The organism is Pseudomonas pergaminensis (assembly GCF_024112395.2).
Classification (GTDB): Bacteria; Pseudomonadota; Gammaproteobacteria; order Pseudomonadales; family Pseudomonadaceae; genus Aquipseudomonas; species Aquipseudomonas pergaminensis.
The window spans coordinates 1,372,121-1,387,273 of record NZ_CP078013.2 but is presented as its reverse complement, the minus strand read 5'-3'; the positions used below and the strand labels follow the sequence as shown (position 1 = coordinate 1,387,273).

General features: G+C 63.2%; 13 protein-coding genes. 6 read left to right on the top strand and 7 right to left on the bottom strand.

The features are described 5' to 3' along the window. Positions 1–37 precede the first annotated feature (37 nt). The 7 genes from cheB to KUA23_RS06180 all read right to left on the bottom strand — a co-directional run bounded on the left by cheB (position 38) and on the right by KUA23_RS06180 (position 8,258). Positions 38–1,048, bottom strand: a complete 1,011-nt coding sequence (cheB, locus tag KUA23_RS06210) for a chemotaxis response regulator protein-glutamate methylesterase (protein ID WP_078047171.1) — start codon at positions 1,046–1,048, stop codon at positions 38–40. Continuing rightward, on the bottom strand, positions 1,045–3,315 hold the full coding sequence (locus KUA23_RS06205; protein WP_078047170.1) for a hybrid sensor histidine kinase/response regulator: 2,271 nt from the start codon (positions 3,313–3,315) through the stop codon (positions 1,045–1,047). The genes cheB and KUA23_RS06205 overlap by 4 nt, the downstream gene beginning before the upstream one ends. Continuing rightward, positions 3,312–4,013 (bottom strand): chemotaxis protein CheW, encoded by a 702-nt coding sequence (locus KUA23_RS06200; RefSeq protein ID WP_252993589.1) that lies wholly within the window; start codon positions 4,011–4,013, stop codon positions 3,312–3,314. The genes KUA23_RS06205 and KUA23_RS06200 overlap by 4 nt, the downstream gene beginning before the upstream one ends. Then, positions 4,010–5,269 (bottom strand): CheR family methyltransferase, encoded by a 1,260-nt coding sequence (locus KUA23_RS06195; RefSeq protein ID WP_252993588.1) that lies wholly within the window; start codon positions 5,267–5,269, stop codon positions 4,010–4,012. The genes KUA23_RS06200 and KUA23_RS06195 overlap by 4 nt, the downstream gene beginning before the upstream one ends. After that, positions 5,266–5,778, bottom strand: a complete 513-nt coding sequence (locus KUA23_RS06190; RefSeq protein ID WP_078047167.1) for a chemotaxis protein CheW — start codon at positions 5,776–5,778, stop codon at positions 5,266–5,268. The genes KUA23_RS06195 and KUA23_RS06190 overlap by 4 nt, the downstream gene beginning before the upstream one ends. Beyond that, positions 5,778–7,400, bottom strand: a complete 1,623-nt coding sequence (locus KUA23_RS06185; RefSeq protein WP_078047166.1) for a methyl-accepting chemotaxis protein — start codon at positions 7,398–7,400, stop codon at positions 5,778–5,780. The genes KUA23_RS06190 and KUA23_RS06185 overlap by 1 nt, the downstream gene beginning before the upstream one ends. A gap of 147 nt (positions 7,401–7,547) precedes the next feature. Beyond that, a complete protein-coding gene (locus KUA23_RS06180; RefSeq protein ID WP_078047165.1) occupies positions 7,548–8,258 on the bottom strand; it encodes a tellurite resistance TerB family protein in 711 nt (236 codons plus the stop codon). A 168-nt stretch (positions 8,259–8,426) separates the two neighbouring features. Between KUA23_RS06180 and KUA23_RS06175 the strand changes: the two genes are divergently transcribed. From KUA23_RS06175 to KUA23_RS06150, 6 genes are all read left to right on the top strand, one after another. Further along, positions 8,427–9,338 carry a LysR family transcriptional regulator gene (locus tag KUA23_RS06175; RefSeq protein WP_252993587.1) on the top strand — a complete coding sequence of 304 codons (912 nt, stop codon included), beginning with the start codon at positions 8,427–8,429 and terminating at the stop codon, positions 9,336–9,338. A 133-nt stretch (positions 9,339–9,471) separates the two neighbouring features. Further along, complete coding sequence (locus KUA23_RS06170) at positions 9,472–10,929, top strand: gamma-aminobutyraldehyde dehydrogenase (protein WP_252993586.1); 1,458 nt, start codon at positions 9,472–9,474, stop codon at positions 10,927–10,929. Between the two features lie 72 nt (positions 10,930–11,001). After that, positions 11,002–12,153: a putative ABC transporter substrate-binding protein YdcS gene (gene ydcS / locus KUA23_RS06165; protein ID WP_078047162.1), complete on the top strand. Its 1,152-nt coding sequence runs from the start codon at positions 11,002–11,004 to the stop codon at positions 12,151–12,153. 232 nt (positions 12,154–12,385) lie between these two features. Further along, positions 12,386–13,420 carry an ABC transporter ATP-binding protein gene (locus tag KUA23_RS06160; protein WP_078047161.1) on the top strand — a complete coding sequence of 345 codons (1,035 nt, stop codon included), beginning with the start codon at positions 12,386–12,388 and terminating at the stop codon, positions 13,418–13,420. A 1-nt stretch (position 13,421) separates the two neighbouring features. After that, entirely contained in the window at positions 13,422–14,351 is a 930-nt protein-coding gene (locus tag KUA23_RS06155; protein WP_078047160.1) for an ABC transporter permease, read from the top strand. After that, positions 14,341–15,150: an ABC transporter permease gene (locus KUA23_RS06150; protein ID WP_012722540.1), complete on the top strand. Its 810-nt coding sequence runs from the start codon at positions 14,341–14,343 to the stop codon at positions 15,148–15,150. The genes KUA23_RS06155 and KUA23_RS06150 overlap by 11 nt, the downstream gene beginning before the upstream one ends. Positions 15,151–15,153 lie beyond the last annotated feature (3 nt).

Genomic DNA, 15,153 nt, shown 5'->3' with positions numbered 1-15,153 from the left:
ATTACTGCCTGCAAGCCGGTGCTGCGAGAGGTCGTGTTCATTTGGCAAAGACCTCCAGCAATCGGGGCGCAATTCTATCCAGTGGGCGAATTTCAACAGCAGCATCAATCGCCGCCGCCGCTTTGGGCATGCCATACACCGCCGAGCTCTGCTGATCCTGGGCGATGGTCAAATAACCTTGTTCACGCAGCAACTTGAGGCCCTGGGCCCCGTCGCGCCCCATGCCGGTCAGCAGTACACCGACGGCATCGCCATTCCAGTGGCTGGCCACGCTTTCGAAGAACACGTCGATCGAAGGCCGGTAAATCTCGTTCACCGGCTCTGCGGTATAGGCTAGCGTGCCATTCTTCAATAAACGAATGTGGTGGTTGGTGCCGGCCAGCAGCACCACGCCGCTTTGCGGGGGCTCGCCTTCGCGGGCCAGGCGTACCGGCAGGCCGGAGGCGCTGCTCAGCCACTCGGCCATGCCAGCGGCGAACACCTGGTCCACATGCTGCACCAGCACGATGGCGGCGGGGAAGTCGCGAGGTAAGCCCTTGAGCAGGATTTCCAGGGCAGCCGGGCCGCCCGCCGAAGAGCCGATGGCCACCAGGCTCTGGCGTTTTCCCGAGGAACGCTGCGGCGCGGTTTCGGCGCGCACGCGGCTGCCGCGCTGGCCGATCAGCCAGCCGATGTTGAGGATCTTGCGCAACAGCGGTGCCGCCGCATCCTTGGGGTTGCCCACGCCGAGGGTCGGGGTGTCCACCACGTCCAGGGCACCGTGGCCCATGGCCTCGAAGACCCGGCTCACGTTGGCCTGGCGGTCGACGGTCACGATAACGATGGCGCACGGGGTCTCGGCCATGATCTGGCGAGTGGCTTCCACACCGTCCATCACCGGCATGATCAAGTCCATCAGGATCAGGTCCGGCGTCAGTTCGGCACAGCGCTGCACCGCTTCCAGGCCATTACTGGCCACCCACACCACCTCGTGCGCTGGCTCGAAGCTCAAGGCGCGGCGCAAGGCCTCCACTGCCATGGGCATGTCATTGACGATCGCAATCCTCATGCCCGTGCGCCTCCGATCAGTTCCACCACGGCGTCCAACAGGGCGTCATCGTGGAAACTGGCTTTGGCTAAATAATAGTCGGCGCCGGCATCCAGTCCACGACGTCGGTCTTCTTCACGATCTTTATAAGACACCACCATCACCGGCAACGATTGCAGGCGACTGTCACGGCGCAAGAGTGTGACCAATTCAATACCGTCCATGCGAGGCATATCAATATCAGTGATCAACAGGTCAAAGTCTTCGGAACGCAAGGCGTTCCAGCCGTCCATGCCATCGACCGCCACGGCCACTTCATAACCACGATTAAGTAACAATTTGCGTTGCAGCTCACGCACGGTCAGCGAGTCATCGACCACCAGCACCCGCTTGCGCGGCGCCTCGGTGGTTTGCTGGCTGCGCCGGGCAATACGCTCCAGACGGCCGGTGTTGAGCAGTTTGTCCACCGAACGCAGCATGTCTTCCACGTCGACGATCAACACCACCGAGCCGTCATCCAGCAAGGCACCGGCGGAAATATCCTGGACCTTGCCCAGGCGATCATCCAGCGGCAACACCACCAGCGTACGCTCGCCGATAAAGCGCTCCACGGCAATCCCGTACACCGCATCGCGCTCGCGGATCACCACCACTTTCAAGGTTTCTGACGGGGCCTGCCCCGCCGGGCGCTGCAACAACTGGCTGGCGGCGACCAGGCCGACATGCCGGCCCTCGTGCCAGAAATGCTGGCGACCTTCCAGCTGCACAATGTCATCCGGCGCCAGGTCGCACATGCGTTCGATATGGGCCAGCGGGAACGCATAGGCTTCCTCGCCAACTTCCACCACCAGGCTGCGCACCACCGACAAGGTCAGCGGCACTTCCAGGTGAAAACGACTGCCCTGCCCCGCCGTCTGTTCCAGCACCACTGCGCCGCGCAGTTGGCGGACCATGTGCTGCACCGCATCCAGGCCGACCCCGCGCCCGGACACTTCGGTGACCTTGTCGCGCAGGCTGAACCCCGGCAGGAACAGGAACGTCAGCAACTCTTCTTCGCTCAGGCGCAGGGCGGTTTCCACCGGCGACAAGTGCCGGTCGACGATGGTGCCGCGCAGGCGCTCCAGGTCGACGCCATTGCCGTCATCGCTCAGTTCCAGCACCAGCAAACCGGCCTGATGAGAGGCGCGCAGGCGGATCAAGCCTTCGGCCGGCTTGCCCGCCAACAGGCGTTGCTCAGGCATTTCGATGCCGTGGTCGACGGCATTACGCAATAAATGAGTGAGCGGCGCTTCGAGTTTTTCCAGCACGTCACGGTCGACCTGGGTCTTTTCGCCCTCGATCTCCAGGCGCACCTGCTTGCCGAGGCTGCGGCCGAGGTCGCGGACCATGCGCACTTGCCCGGCCAGCACATCGGCAAACGGACGCATGCGGCACGCCAGCGCAGTGTCGTAGAGCACTTGGGCGCGCTGCCCGGCCTGCCAGCCAAACTCGTCCAGCTCGGCGGTTTTTTCCGCCAGCAGGGCCTGGGCTTCGCTGAGCAGTCGGCGCGTGTCGGCCAGGGCTTCCTGGGCTTCGTGGTTCAGGGCCTGGGTCTTGAGTTGCCCGTCCAGAGTGTCCAGTGCGCGTACGCTCTGGCTTTGAATGCGTTTGAGGCGCTGCAGGCTGGCCAGGTACGGCTTGAGCCGCTGGGTTTCCACCAGGGATTTGCTCGACAGGTCCAGCAGGCTGTTCAAGCGCTCGGCAGTCACCCGCAGTACGCGCTCGCCGCCTTCGGTCATGCGCTTGCCTTGGCGCGGTGGCTCGCTGGTCACCGGCGGCGCGGGCTCGGGTTCCGGCGGCAGTTCTTCGACCACGGGCGCAGGCGCAGGCTCTGGCGCGGTCGGTTTAACCGGCGCCTGGGACGGATCCAGCAGGCGCTCCATCAACGCCACGTAGGCTTCGATGTCCGCCGGCCCCACGTCATTGCCGGGTGTAGCGATGCGCATCAGCAGGTCGGTGCCTTGCAGCAGCGCATCAATATGCTCAGGTTGCAGGTACAGGCGGCTTTCCTGGGCGCTGACCAGGCAATCCTCCATGACGTGGGACACGCTGACGCCAGCGTCCACCCCAACAATGCGGGCGGCGCCCTTGAGCGAATGCGCCGCGCGCATGCAGGCTTCAAGCTGGTCGGCCTGGGTCGGGTTGCGCTCCAGGGCCAGCAGGCCCGCGTTCAGTACCTGGGTCTGCGCATCGGCTTCCAGGCTGAATAGTTCCAGCAGCGAGGCATCGCGCATCTGGTCGGGGGTCATGTGAGGCTCCGGGTCACGGCGGACAACAATTGCGCCTCGTCCAGCCAACGCAGGCTGCGGCCTTTCCACTGCAACACACCTTGGGTGTAGCGCGCGCTGGCCTGGGTGCCCGAGGCGGATGCTGCCTTCAAGGTGCGCTCATCGATGGCGTGAATTCCGTCGACTTCATCCACCGGCACCACCACCGGGCCATCCTGGGCAGCGATGATCAGCATACGCGGCATGATCCGCCCACCGCTGGCGCCATTGCCGATAGCGTCCAGACCCAGCAACTCCACCAGCGACAGGCACGCTACCAGCGCGCCGCGCACGTTGGCCACGCCGAGCAAGGCGCGCGAGCGCTGATGGGGCAGCGAGTGAATCGGTTGCAGCGGCGCGACTTCCACCAGGCAGCGGGTGGCAATGCCCAGCCATTCTTCGCCGAGACGGAACATCAACAGCGACCGGGTGACCACATCCTCGTCCACCTCGACCGCCGCGTGCGGTCGATGCGCGTCCTGCTGCAAGGCGTAACGGTCGAGCAAACGCGTGGCGGCCGCCGAGTACACCGAACAGTTACGGCAATGGATATGGTCTGCCAGCAAGGGGCAGGACTTGTCGCCGTGGATGCCGATACGGTTCCAGCAATCGTCGATGGCCTGGGTGTCGGCCAGGGTCAGGTCCAGGCCCGCGGTGTCGAGCGCGTCGGTGCTACTCATCGTTTGGACTCACTGTCAGCTCGCTCACTCCGGGCGGCCCGCGCCTGCAAGCGGCGCGCCCCCGCACTGTCGCCCTGGGACTCGAGCAACGCGGCCAGGTGCATCAAGGCCTGCGGATGCTGAGGTTCCAGGTACAAGGCTTTTCGATAATAGCGCTGGGCTTCCAGGGCGCTGCCGGCCACGTCGCTGAGCAGCCCCAGCCAGTAGAACACCTGGGCGGCGGGCGGGTGACTACTCAAGTAACGTTCGCAGGCTGCACGGGCCTCGGCACTTTTGCCTTCGTTGGCCAAGGTGGCGATCTGGCTGAGCAAGTCGCCTGCGTCGGACGGCGGCGCCTTGATCGGCACCACCTGGGCACTCGCAGAGGTAAACGGTCGCAGCTTAGGGGCAATCGGCGCGGTGCTGCGTTGCGGCAATGGCGCGGGCATCGGCTTGAACGCGGGTTCAGGCTGGGCCGGCTCGGCATGCCGGCTGAACGCAAAGGACTGCGGCACACCGATCGAACGCATGCCATGGCGCCCCAGCAGGCTGCCCTCGGCGGGGCCGATAAAGAGCACGCCATCCACGTGTGTCAGGCCCTTGAGCACGTCGAACACTTGCTTCTGGGTCGGCTGGTCGAAGTAGATCAGCAGGTTGCGGCAGAACACAAAGTCATAGCTCGGCTCATTGGCCAGCAGCGCCGGGTCGAGCAGGTTGCCGACTTGCAGGCGCACCTGTTCGCGCACGCGGTCGGCCAGGTGATAGCCGTCGCCATACTCCGTGAAGTGGCGGTCGCGAAAACCGATATCCCCCCCGCGAAACGAGTTCTTGCCGTACACCGCACGTCGCGCGCGCTCCACCGACAGCGGGCTGACGTCCATGCCCTGCACTTTGAACTGGTGCGGCGCAAGGCCGGCGTCCAGCAGCGCCATGGCAATCGAATAGGGCTCTTCGCCGGTGGAACACGGCAGGCTGAGGATACGCAGTGCGCGCATCTGCTTGATTTCCGCCAGGCGCGCCTTGGCCAGGCGAGCCAGGGTCGCAAAGGATTCGGGGTAACGGAAAAACCAGGTTTCGGGGACGATCACCGCTTCGATCAGCGCCTGCTGCTCATCGACGGAGCTTTGCAGGTGCAGCCAGTAGTCGCCGACCGTTTGTGCATTGACGGCCTGGCTGCGCTGGCGCACCGCACGCTCGATGATGGCTTCGCCGACCGACGCGACGTCCAGGCCGATGCGCTCTTTAAGGAAGGCAAAGAAACGCGGGTCGTGGCTCATACGCGCAGCTCGGCAGAAAACAGCACGGCGCGCACGTCATCGGTGAGCAGTTCGTTGACGCCGATCCACTGCATCAAGCCCAAGGCATCTTCACGCACCAACCCCAGGTATGGCGCCTCGCGGTTGTCCAGGCCGTAGGTCTTGAACTCGCCAAGGTCGCAACGCAGGGTGTCGGTGGCTTGTTCCAGGATCAGCCCCAGCCAGCGGGCTTCAACCCAGGGCTGCGGCTGGTAATTGACCAGCACCAGGCGCGTGCTGGTACGGGCCTGCGCCGGTTGGCCGAAGGTCAGGGCGCAGAGGTCGATGACCGGCACCAGCGCGCCACGGTGGGCAAAGATGCCCGCCACCCACGCCGGCGCATGGGCAATGGGTTTGAGCGGCACGCGCGGCAGGACCTCGGCAATTTCCGTGGCCCTGAGGGCGAAGCGCTCGTCGCCGATGTGGAACACCAGGAACAACGCCTTTTTCGCTGCCGGGACGGCGCCGCGTTTAGCCGCGAGGTCGCTCATCAGACTTTGAAACGCGACACGCCGCTGCGCAGACCGACCGCGACCTGGCTCAGCTCGTCAATGGCAAAGCTGGCCTGGCGCAGGGACTCCACGGTCTGGCTGCTGGCATCGCCCAGTTGCACCAGGGCGTGGTTGATCTGCTCGGCACCGGTGGCCTGGGCCTGCATGCCTTCATTGACCATCAACACCCGTGGCGCCAGCGCCTGCACCTGATGGATGATCTGCGACAGTTGCTCGCCCACTTGCTGCACTTCGAACATGCCGCGGCGCACTTCTTCAGAGAACTTGTCCATGCCCATCACGCCCGCCGACACCGCCGACTGGATCTCGCGCACCATCTGTTCGATGTCGTAGGTGGCCACGGCAGTCTGGTCGGCCAGGCGCCGCACTTCGGTGGCGACCACGGCGAAACCACGGCCGTATTCGCCAGCCTTTTCGGCCTCGATGGCGGCATTGAGCGACAGCAGGTTGGTCTGGTCGGCGACCTTGACGATGGTCACCACCACTTGGTTGATGTTGCCGGCCTTTTCATTGAGGATCGCCAGCTTGGCGTTCACCAGGTCGGCGGCGCCCATCACCGAGTGCATGGTCTCTTCCATGCGCGCCAGGCCTTGCTGGCCGGAACCGGCGGCGACCGATGCCTGGTCGGCGGCGGTGGACACTTCGGTCATGGTGCGCACCAGGTCCTTGGACGTGGCAGCGATCTCGCGGGAGGTGGCGCCGATCTCGGTGGTGGTGGCCGCGGTTTCGGTGGCAGTGGCCTGTTGCTGCTTGGAGGTGGCGGCGATCTCGGTCACCGAGGTGGTCACCTGCACCGACGAGCGCTGGGCCTGGGACACCAGGGCGGTCAGCTCGGTCATCATGTCATTGAAGCCGGTTTCGACGGCGCCGAACTCGTCCTTGCGCTCCAGGTTCAGGCGTTTGCTGAGGTCGCCGTCGCGCATGGTTTCGAGGATGTCGACGATGCGCTGCATTGGCGCCATGATCGCGCGCATCAGCAGCAGGCCGCACAAGCCGGCGGCGAGAATGGCGATGACCAGCGACACGGCCATGCTGATCTTGGCCGACAGCACCGACTCGTCGATCGCCGCCGTGGCCCGGTCAGACACGTTCTTGTTTTCAGTAATGATGTCGTTGAGCTTCATGCGCCCTTCGGTCCAGATCGGCGTCAATTGCTCTTCCAGCAATGTGCGCGCACCCGGCAGGTCATTGGCGTCGACGCGCTCGAGTACCTGGCTCAGGACTCTATTGTAATTGATGTGCGCCGCCTTGAAGTTATCGAACTCCATGCGATCGGCCTGGCCATGAATGGTTTTTTCATAGCTGGCCATCTGCTGTTCAATACGCGCTTCGAACGACTTGTAGTCCGTCTTATCGGTATTGGTGAAGGTTTTGTCGTCGCGCAGGCCGATGATGTCGATGGTCTGCAAATAGCTATCGACCCAGGCGCTGCGGATCATCGAGCTGAGGTACACCCCTGGCACCGCATCGTCCCGGACCGCTTCCTGGCTGGCTTCGATCTTCAGCAACCGTGAGTAGGACACCACGACCATCAGCAGCATGATCGCGATAATGACCGCAAAGCTCGCCAAAATCCGTTGGCGCAAGGTCCAATTCTTCACAGTAATTCCTCGAAGGGCCATTCAAATGGGGGGAGTATAGCTGAGCACAAGCCCTCATTTATCAACGGGTTTTGATGTAGCACCCGCAGAATGCAAAAACACCCCGGGCCATGGCGGCAACCGGGGTGTTCGTGGTCAATGACAGGCTCAGAGGGTGGCTTGGCGCACCTGTTTCTCCAGCTCCAGCTTCAAGCCTGGCTCCAGTTTCAGTTGGCGTGCCAGCTCGTCGAGGTAGGCCTTCTCCATGAAGTTTTCCTCGTCCACCAGCATCACGCTGGCGATGTACATCTCAGCCGCCATCTCCGGCGTGCCGGCAGCGCGCGCCACGTCAGCAGGGTCCAGGGGCTTGTTGAGTTCGGCGTGCAGCCAGCTTTGCAGCTCGCGGTCGTTATCGAGCTTGGTGAATTCGCCTTCGATCAGCTCGCGTTCGCGCTCGTCCACATGGCCGTCGGCCTTGGCGGCGGCGACCAGCGCCTTGAGGATGCCTTGGCTGTGTTGCTCGACCTGCGCCGGTGGCAGGCGGTCGATGGTCTGCGGCTCGCCCTGGGGCGCATTGGCCTGGTTGGCCTGCCAGTTGCCGTAGGCTTTATAGGCGATCACGCCCAATGCCGCCAGGCCGCCGTAGGTCAGGGCTTTGCCACCGAATTTGCGCGCTTTCTTGTTGCCCAGCAGCAGGCCCATGGCACCCGCTGCCAGCGCGCCGCCCCCAGCACCACCCAGCAGGCTGCCCAGGCCACCACCGCCGAGCAACCCGCCCAGCGCGCCTTTGTCGTCCTGTTTACGCTGGCCGCCAGCCTTGTTGTGCAGCATGTCCTGGCCAGACTTGAGCAACTGATCGAGCAATCCACGGGTATTCATTCGTAGCCTCCAGACACTAGGGTTCATAAGACCAATAGGCTCCCAGCGTAAAACTAAGTGCCAAAAAGCCTCGATCTAGAGTGCTTCCAGATGTAACGCGGTCGCCCTTCACTTAAATCGATATACACTCGAACAAATCTATAAAAACACCCCACTGGTAATTCCAGCATGATGACCTTGCGTCAAATCCGGCACTTTATCGCCGTGGCCGAGACCGGCTCGATCTCCGCCGCCGCGCAGACGGCGTTTATTTCCCAGTCCACCTTGACCCTGGCGATCCAGCAACTGGAGCAGGAAATCGGCGTCAACTTGTTCAACCGTCACGCCAAGGGCATGACCCTGACCCACCAGGGCCATCAACTTCTGCGCCAGGCGCATCTGATCCTTGCCACCGTCGACAACGCCAAGCGCAGCCTGCAGCAGAGCACCGACCAGGTCGCCGGCCAGTTGATCATCGGCGTCACCAGCCTGGTGGCCGGTTACTACCTCGCCGACCTGCTCACACGCTTCCAACGTGCCTACCCCAACGTGGAGATCCGCGTCATGGAGGATGAGCGCCCGTACATCGAGCATTTGCTGGTCAGCGGCGAAATCGACGTGGGCGTGCTGATCCTCTCCAACCTCGAAGACCGCCACGCCCTGCAAACCGAAGTGCTCACGCACTCCCCTCACCGCCTGTGGCTGCCGGCGCAGCACGCGCTGCTGGAACACGACAGCATTAACTTGGCCGATGTGGCACGTGAACCGCTGATCCAGCTGAACGTCGACGAGATGGGCCACAACGCACAGCGCCTGTGGGCCGGCGCAGGCCTGCAACCTCGTGTGACCCTGCGCACCGCTTCCACCGAAGCCGTGCGAAGCCTGGTGGCGGCGGGCCTCGGCGTGTCGATCCAGCCGGACATGACCTACCGCCCCTGGTCGCTTGAGGGCGACATCATTGAAGCGCGCCCGATTGCCGACCTCAGCCAGACCCTCGACGTGGGCCTGGCTTGGCGCCGTGGCACCGCACGGCCTGCGCTGGTCGACCCGTTCCTCACCGTCGCCCGTGAACAGCCCCACCCGCGCAAGCCATCTATTTAATCGAATGCTGCATTCAGTATTTAGTATTTGTTGACCTCGCGCCTGACCTCTAGTCTCTGTTCATCCCCTAAGAGAAGGTCAGGCGCCTTGTAAGAGAACGCCCATGGCCACACAAGAAAAGAGATCGCGAAAAATGTCCGGCGCGCCCACCCCGCTGCTCACTGCGTTGCTGATCGACGGCGAACTGGTCCAGGGCCAGGGTTTTGCCGAGCCGATCCTCAACCCGGCCACCGGTGAAGTGCTCACGCAAATCGCCGAAGCCAGCACCGAGCAGGTCGAAACCGCGATCCTCGCCGCCCACCGCGCCTTTGCCGGCTGGTCACGCACCACGCCGCAGCAGCGCTCGAACATCCTATTGGGCATTGCCGACGCCATCGAAAGACAAGCCGACTACTTGGCCCGTCTGGAATCCCTGAACTGCGGTAAGCCCTTGCACCTGGCGCGTCAGGATGATTTGAGTGCCACCGTCGATGTATTCCGCTTCTTCGCCGGGGCTGTGCGTTGCCAGACCGGGCAACTGAGCGGTGAATACCTGCCGGGCTACACCAGCATGGTGCGCCGCGATCCGATTGGCGTGGTGGCCTCGATTGCACCGTGGAACTACCCACTGATGATGGCCGCGTGGAAGATCGCCCCGGCCCTGGCCGCCGGTAATACCCTGGTGTTCAAGCCGTCGGAACACACGCCCCTGTCGATCCTGGCCCTCGCCCCTGTCCTTAAAGAGCTGCTGCCGCGTGGGGTGATCAATATTCTCTGTGGGGGCGGCGAAGGTGTCGGCAGCCATCTGGTCAGCCACGCCAAGGTGCGCATGGTCTCGCTGACCGGCGATATCGTTACCGGGCAGAAGATCCTGCAAGCCGCCTCCAAAACCCTTAAACGCACGCACCTGGAACTGGGCGGCAAGGCCCCCGTGATCGTGTGCAACGACGCCGACCTGCAAGCCGTGGTCGAGGGTGTGCGCGCCTACGGCTACTACAACGCCGGCCAGGATTGCACCGCCGCGTGCCGCATCTACGCCCAGGCGGGTATCCACGACAAACTGGTCGCTGAGCTTGGCGCTGCCGTGAGCAGCCTGCGTTTTGCCGGCAAACGCGATGCCGACAACGAACTGGGCCCGCTGATCAGCACGCGCCAGCGCGACCGGGTTGCCAGTTTTGTCGAACGCGCCCTCGGCCAGCCGCATATCGAACGCATCACCGGCGCCGCCGTGCATTCCGGTGCCGGCTTTTATTACCAGCCGACGCTGCTGGCCGGCTGCAAACAGAACGATGAAATCGTGCAGCGCGAAGTCTTCGGCCCGGTGGTCACGGTGACGCGCTTCGACGAGCTGGAGCAGGCGGTGGACTGGGCCAACGACTCCGAATACGGCCTGGCCTCGTCGGTGTGGACCCAGAACCTGGACAAAGCCATGCAAGTGGCGGCGCGCCTTCAGTATGGCTGCACCTGGATCAACAGCCATTTCATGCTGGTCAGCGAAATGCCCCACGGCGGCTTGAAGCGGTCGGGGTATGGGAAGGACCTGTCCAGTGATTCGCTGCAGGACTACAGCGTGGTGCGCCACATCATGGCGCGCCATGGCCAGCATCTTTAAAACAACAACTAAGCTCATGCGTTACCGGTTTGAACAACTGCCCCGACCATAATTAAAGAAGAGGGAACCCCCATGTCTGCGCACAAGACCGCACTGCTCAGTGCCCTGACCACCGCGCTGCTGGCCAGCGCCAGCCTCCAGGCCGCCGAACCGCTCAAGGCGGTGGGTGCCGGCGAAGGCCAGCTGGATATCGTCGCCTGGCCCGGTTACATCGAACGTGGCGAAAGCGACAAGGCCTACGACTGGGTCAGCGGTTTCGAGAAGGAAACCGGCTGCAAGGTCAATGTGAAGACCGCCGCCACCTCGGACGAAATGGTCAGCCTGATGGCCAAGGGCGGGTATGACCTGGTCACCGCGTCCGGCGATGCTTCGCTGCGGTTGATCGTCGGCAAGCGCGTTCAGCCGATCAATACCGCGCTGATCCCCAACTGGAAGAACATCGACCCACGCCTCAAGGACGCGCCGTGGTACGTGGTCGGCCAGCAAACCTATGGCACTCCCTACCAGTGGGGCCCGAACGTACTGATGTACAACACCAACGTGTTCAAGACCGCGCCCACCAGCTGGGACGTGCTGTTCAACGCGCAGAACCTGCCGGACGGCAAGCCGAACAAAGGCCGTGTGCAGGCGTATGACGGCCCGATCTACATTGCCGATGCGGCGCTGTACCTAAAGAGCACCAAGCCGGAACTGGGCATCCAAAGCCCGTACGAACTGACCGAAACCCAGTACAAGGCCGTGCTCGAATTGCTGCGCGCGCAACAACCGCTGATCCACCGCTACTGGCACGACACCACCGTGCAAATGAGTGACTTCAAGAACGAAGGCGTGGTGGCCTCCAGCGCCTGGCCGTATCAGGTCAACGGCCTGCAGAACGAGAAGCAGCCGATTGCTTCGACCATTCCGAAGGAAGGCGCCACCGGCTGGGCCGACACCACCATGCTGCACACCGAGGCCAAGCACCCGAACTGCGCCTACAAGTGGATGGACTGGTCGCTGCAGCCGAAGGTCCAGGGCGATGTCGCCGCTTGGTTCGGCTCGCTGCCTGCCGTGCCTGCGGCCTGCAAGGAAAGCGAACTGCTCGGCGCCGAGGGTTGCAAGACCAATGGTTTCGATCAGTTCGAAAAGATCGCCTTCTGGAAAACCCCGCAAGCTGAAGGCGGCAAGTTCGTGCCGTACAGCCGCTGGACCCAGGATTACATCGCGATCATGGGCGGCAGGTGAGGCCTTCCTGGCTGCATAGATCCTATGTGGGCAGGGTGTATGGGGGAGCTGGCTTGCCTGCAAAAGCATCACCTCACAGTAGCTGATACACCGAGGTGCCTGCATCGCGGGCAAGCCCGGCTCCCACAGAACAGCCCACATTGGGACCGAGCCAAACTCACTACCGCATTGTTTTTTCAGAAGTCCAGGCCGGGCCGCTGCGACGACCCGCGCCTTTTCGGAGCACCGCACCATGACGCTTGCAGTCCAATTCACCCACGTTTCCCGTCAGTTCGGCGAAGTGAAAGCCGTTGACCGGGTTTCCATCGATATCCAGGACGGCGAGTTCTTTTCCATGCTCGGCCCTTCCGGCTCGGGCAAGACCACCTGCCTGCGCCTGATCGCCGGGTTCGAGCAGCCGAGCGCAGGCTCGATCCGTATCCATGGCGAGGAAGCCGCCGGCTTGCCGCCGTATCAGCGCGATGTGAACACCGTGTTCCAGGATTACGCGCTGTTCCCCCATATGAATGTGCGCGACAACGTCGCCTACGGCCTCAAGGTCAAGGGCGTGGGCAAGGCCGAACGCCTGAACCGTGCCGAAGAAGCCCTGGCCATGGTCGCCCTCGGCGGCTACGGCGACCGCAAGCCGGTGCAGCTTTCCGGTGGTCAACGCCAACGGGTGGCCCTGGCTCGCGCCCTGGTCAATCGCCCGCGCGTGTTGCTGCTGGACGAGCCACTGGGCGCCCTTGACCTCAAGCTGCGCGAGCAGATGCAAAGCGAGCTGAAGAAGCTGCAACGCCAGCTGGGCATCACCTTTATCTTCGTGACTCACGACCAGACCGAAGCACTGTCGATGTCCGACCGTGTGGCCGTGTTCAACAAAGGTCGCATCGAGCAGGTCGACACCCCGCGCAACCTCTACATGAAACCCGCCACCGCGTTTGTCGCCGAGTTCGTCGGCACTTCCAACGTGATTCGCGGCGAGCTGGCCCAGCGCCTCAGCGGCAACGCGCAGCCGTTCTCGATCCGCCCGGAACACGTGCGCTTTGCCGAGGGCCCGTTGGGCGCCGGCGAAGTGGAAATCAGCGGTCTGCTCCACGATATTCAATACCAGGGCAGCGCCACCCGCTATGAACTGAAACTGGAAAACGGCCAGGCGCTGAACATCAGCCAAGCCAACAACCAATGGCTGGACATCAGCAGCGGCCATCAGGTCGGCCAGTCCATCACCGCTCGCTGGGCACGGGAAGCCATGACCCCGCTGACCGACAGCGCAGGCGAGGTGTGACATGAGCCTGGCCCTTTCCCATCCGCCGATGCGCAGGTTTTCCAACCTGCTGTACCGCAAGCCCAACCTCTACCTGGCAATGCTGCTGGTGCCGCCGCTGATCTGGTTCGGCGCGATCTACCTCGGTTCGTTGCTGACCCTGCTGTGGCAAGGCTTCTATACCTTCGATGACTTCACCATGGCGGTCACGCCGGACCTGACCCTGGCCAACTTCGCCGCGCTGTTCCAGCCGTCGAATTTCGACATCATCGTGCGCACCCTGAGCATGGCGATCGTGGTGTCGATCGCCAGCGCCATCGTGGCCTTCCCCATCGCCTACTACATGGCGCGCTACACCACGGGCAAGACCAAGGCGTTCTTCTATATCGCAGTGATGATGCCGATGTGGGCCAGCTACATCGTCAAGGCTTATGCCTGGACCTTGCTGCTGGCCAAGGGCGGCGTGGCGCAGTGGTTCGTGCAGCACCTGGGCCTGGAGCCGTTGTTGCAGTTCGTGCTGGGCATTCCCGGCGTGGGTGGCAGCACTTTGAGCACTTCGCACCTGGGGCGCTTCATGGTGTTCGTCTACATCTGGCTGCCGTTCATGATCCTGCCGATCCAAGCCTCCCTGGAGCGCTTGCCGCCGTCCTTGCTGCAAGCCTCTGCCGACTTGGGAGCCAAGCCGCGCCAGACCTTCATGCAGGTGATTCTGCCGCTGTCGGTGCCGGGCATTGCCGCCGGTTCCATCTTCACGTTCTCCCTGACCCTGGGCGATTTCATCGTGCCGCAACTGGTGGGCCCACCCGGCTACTTCGTCGGCGGCATGGTCTACGCCCAGCAAGGCGCCATCGGCAACATGCCCATGGCGGCGGCGTTCACCTTGGTGCCGATCGTGCTGATCGCGGTTTACCTGTCCATCGTCAAACGCCTGGGGGCCTTCGATGCACTCTGAAAAATCTTCTATGGGCCTGAAGATCGCCGCTTGGGGTGGACTGGTTTTTCTCCATTTCCCGATCCTGATCATCTTCCTCTACGCCTTCAACACCGAAGAAGCCGCCTTCAGCTTTCCGCCCCAGGGCTTCACCCTGAAGTGGTTCAGCGTGGCCTTCGCCCGGCCGGACGTGCTGGAAGCAATCAAACTGTCGCTGCAGATCGCCGCCATCGCCACGCTGATTGCAATGGTGCTCGGCACGCTGGCCTCGGCGGCGCTGTATCGCCGTGAGTTCTTTGGCAAGCAAGGCGTGTCGTTGATGCTGATCCTGCCGATCGCGCTGCCGGGGATCATCACCGGTATCGCGTTGCTGGCGACTTTCAAGACGCTCGGGATCGAGCCGGGGATGTTCACCATCATCGTCGGCCACGCGACGTTCTGCGTGGTGATCGTCTACAACAACGTCATCGCCCGCCTGCGCCGCACGTCCCACAGCCTGATCGAAGCCTCGATGGACCTGGGCGCCGACGGCTGGCAGACCTTCCGCTACATCATCATGCCCAACCTGGGCTCGGCGCTGCTGGCCGGCGGCATGCTCGCCTTTGCGCTGTCGTTCGACGAAATCATCGTCACCACTTTCACCGCCGGCCACGAACGCACCTTGCCGCTGTGGCTGCTCAACCAACTGAGCCGCCCACGGGATGTGCCGGTGACCAACGTGGTGGCGATGCTGGTGATGTTGGTGACGATGTTCCCGATTCTCGGTGCCTATTACCTGACGCGCGGCGGTGAAAGCGTGGCCGGTAGTGGCGGCAAATAACGT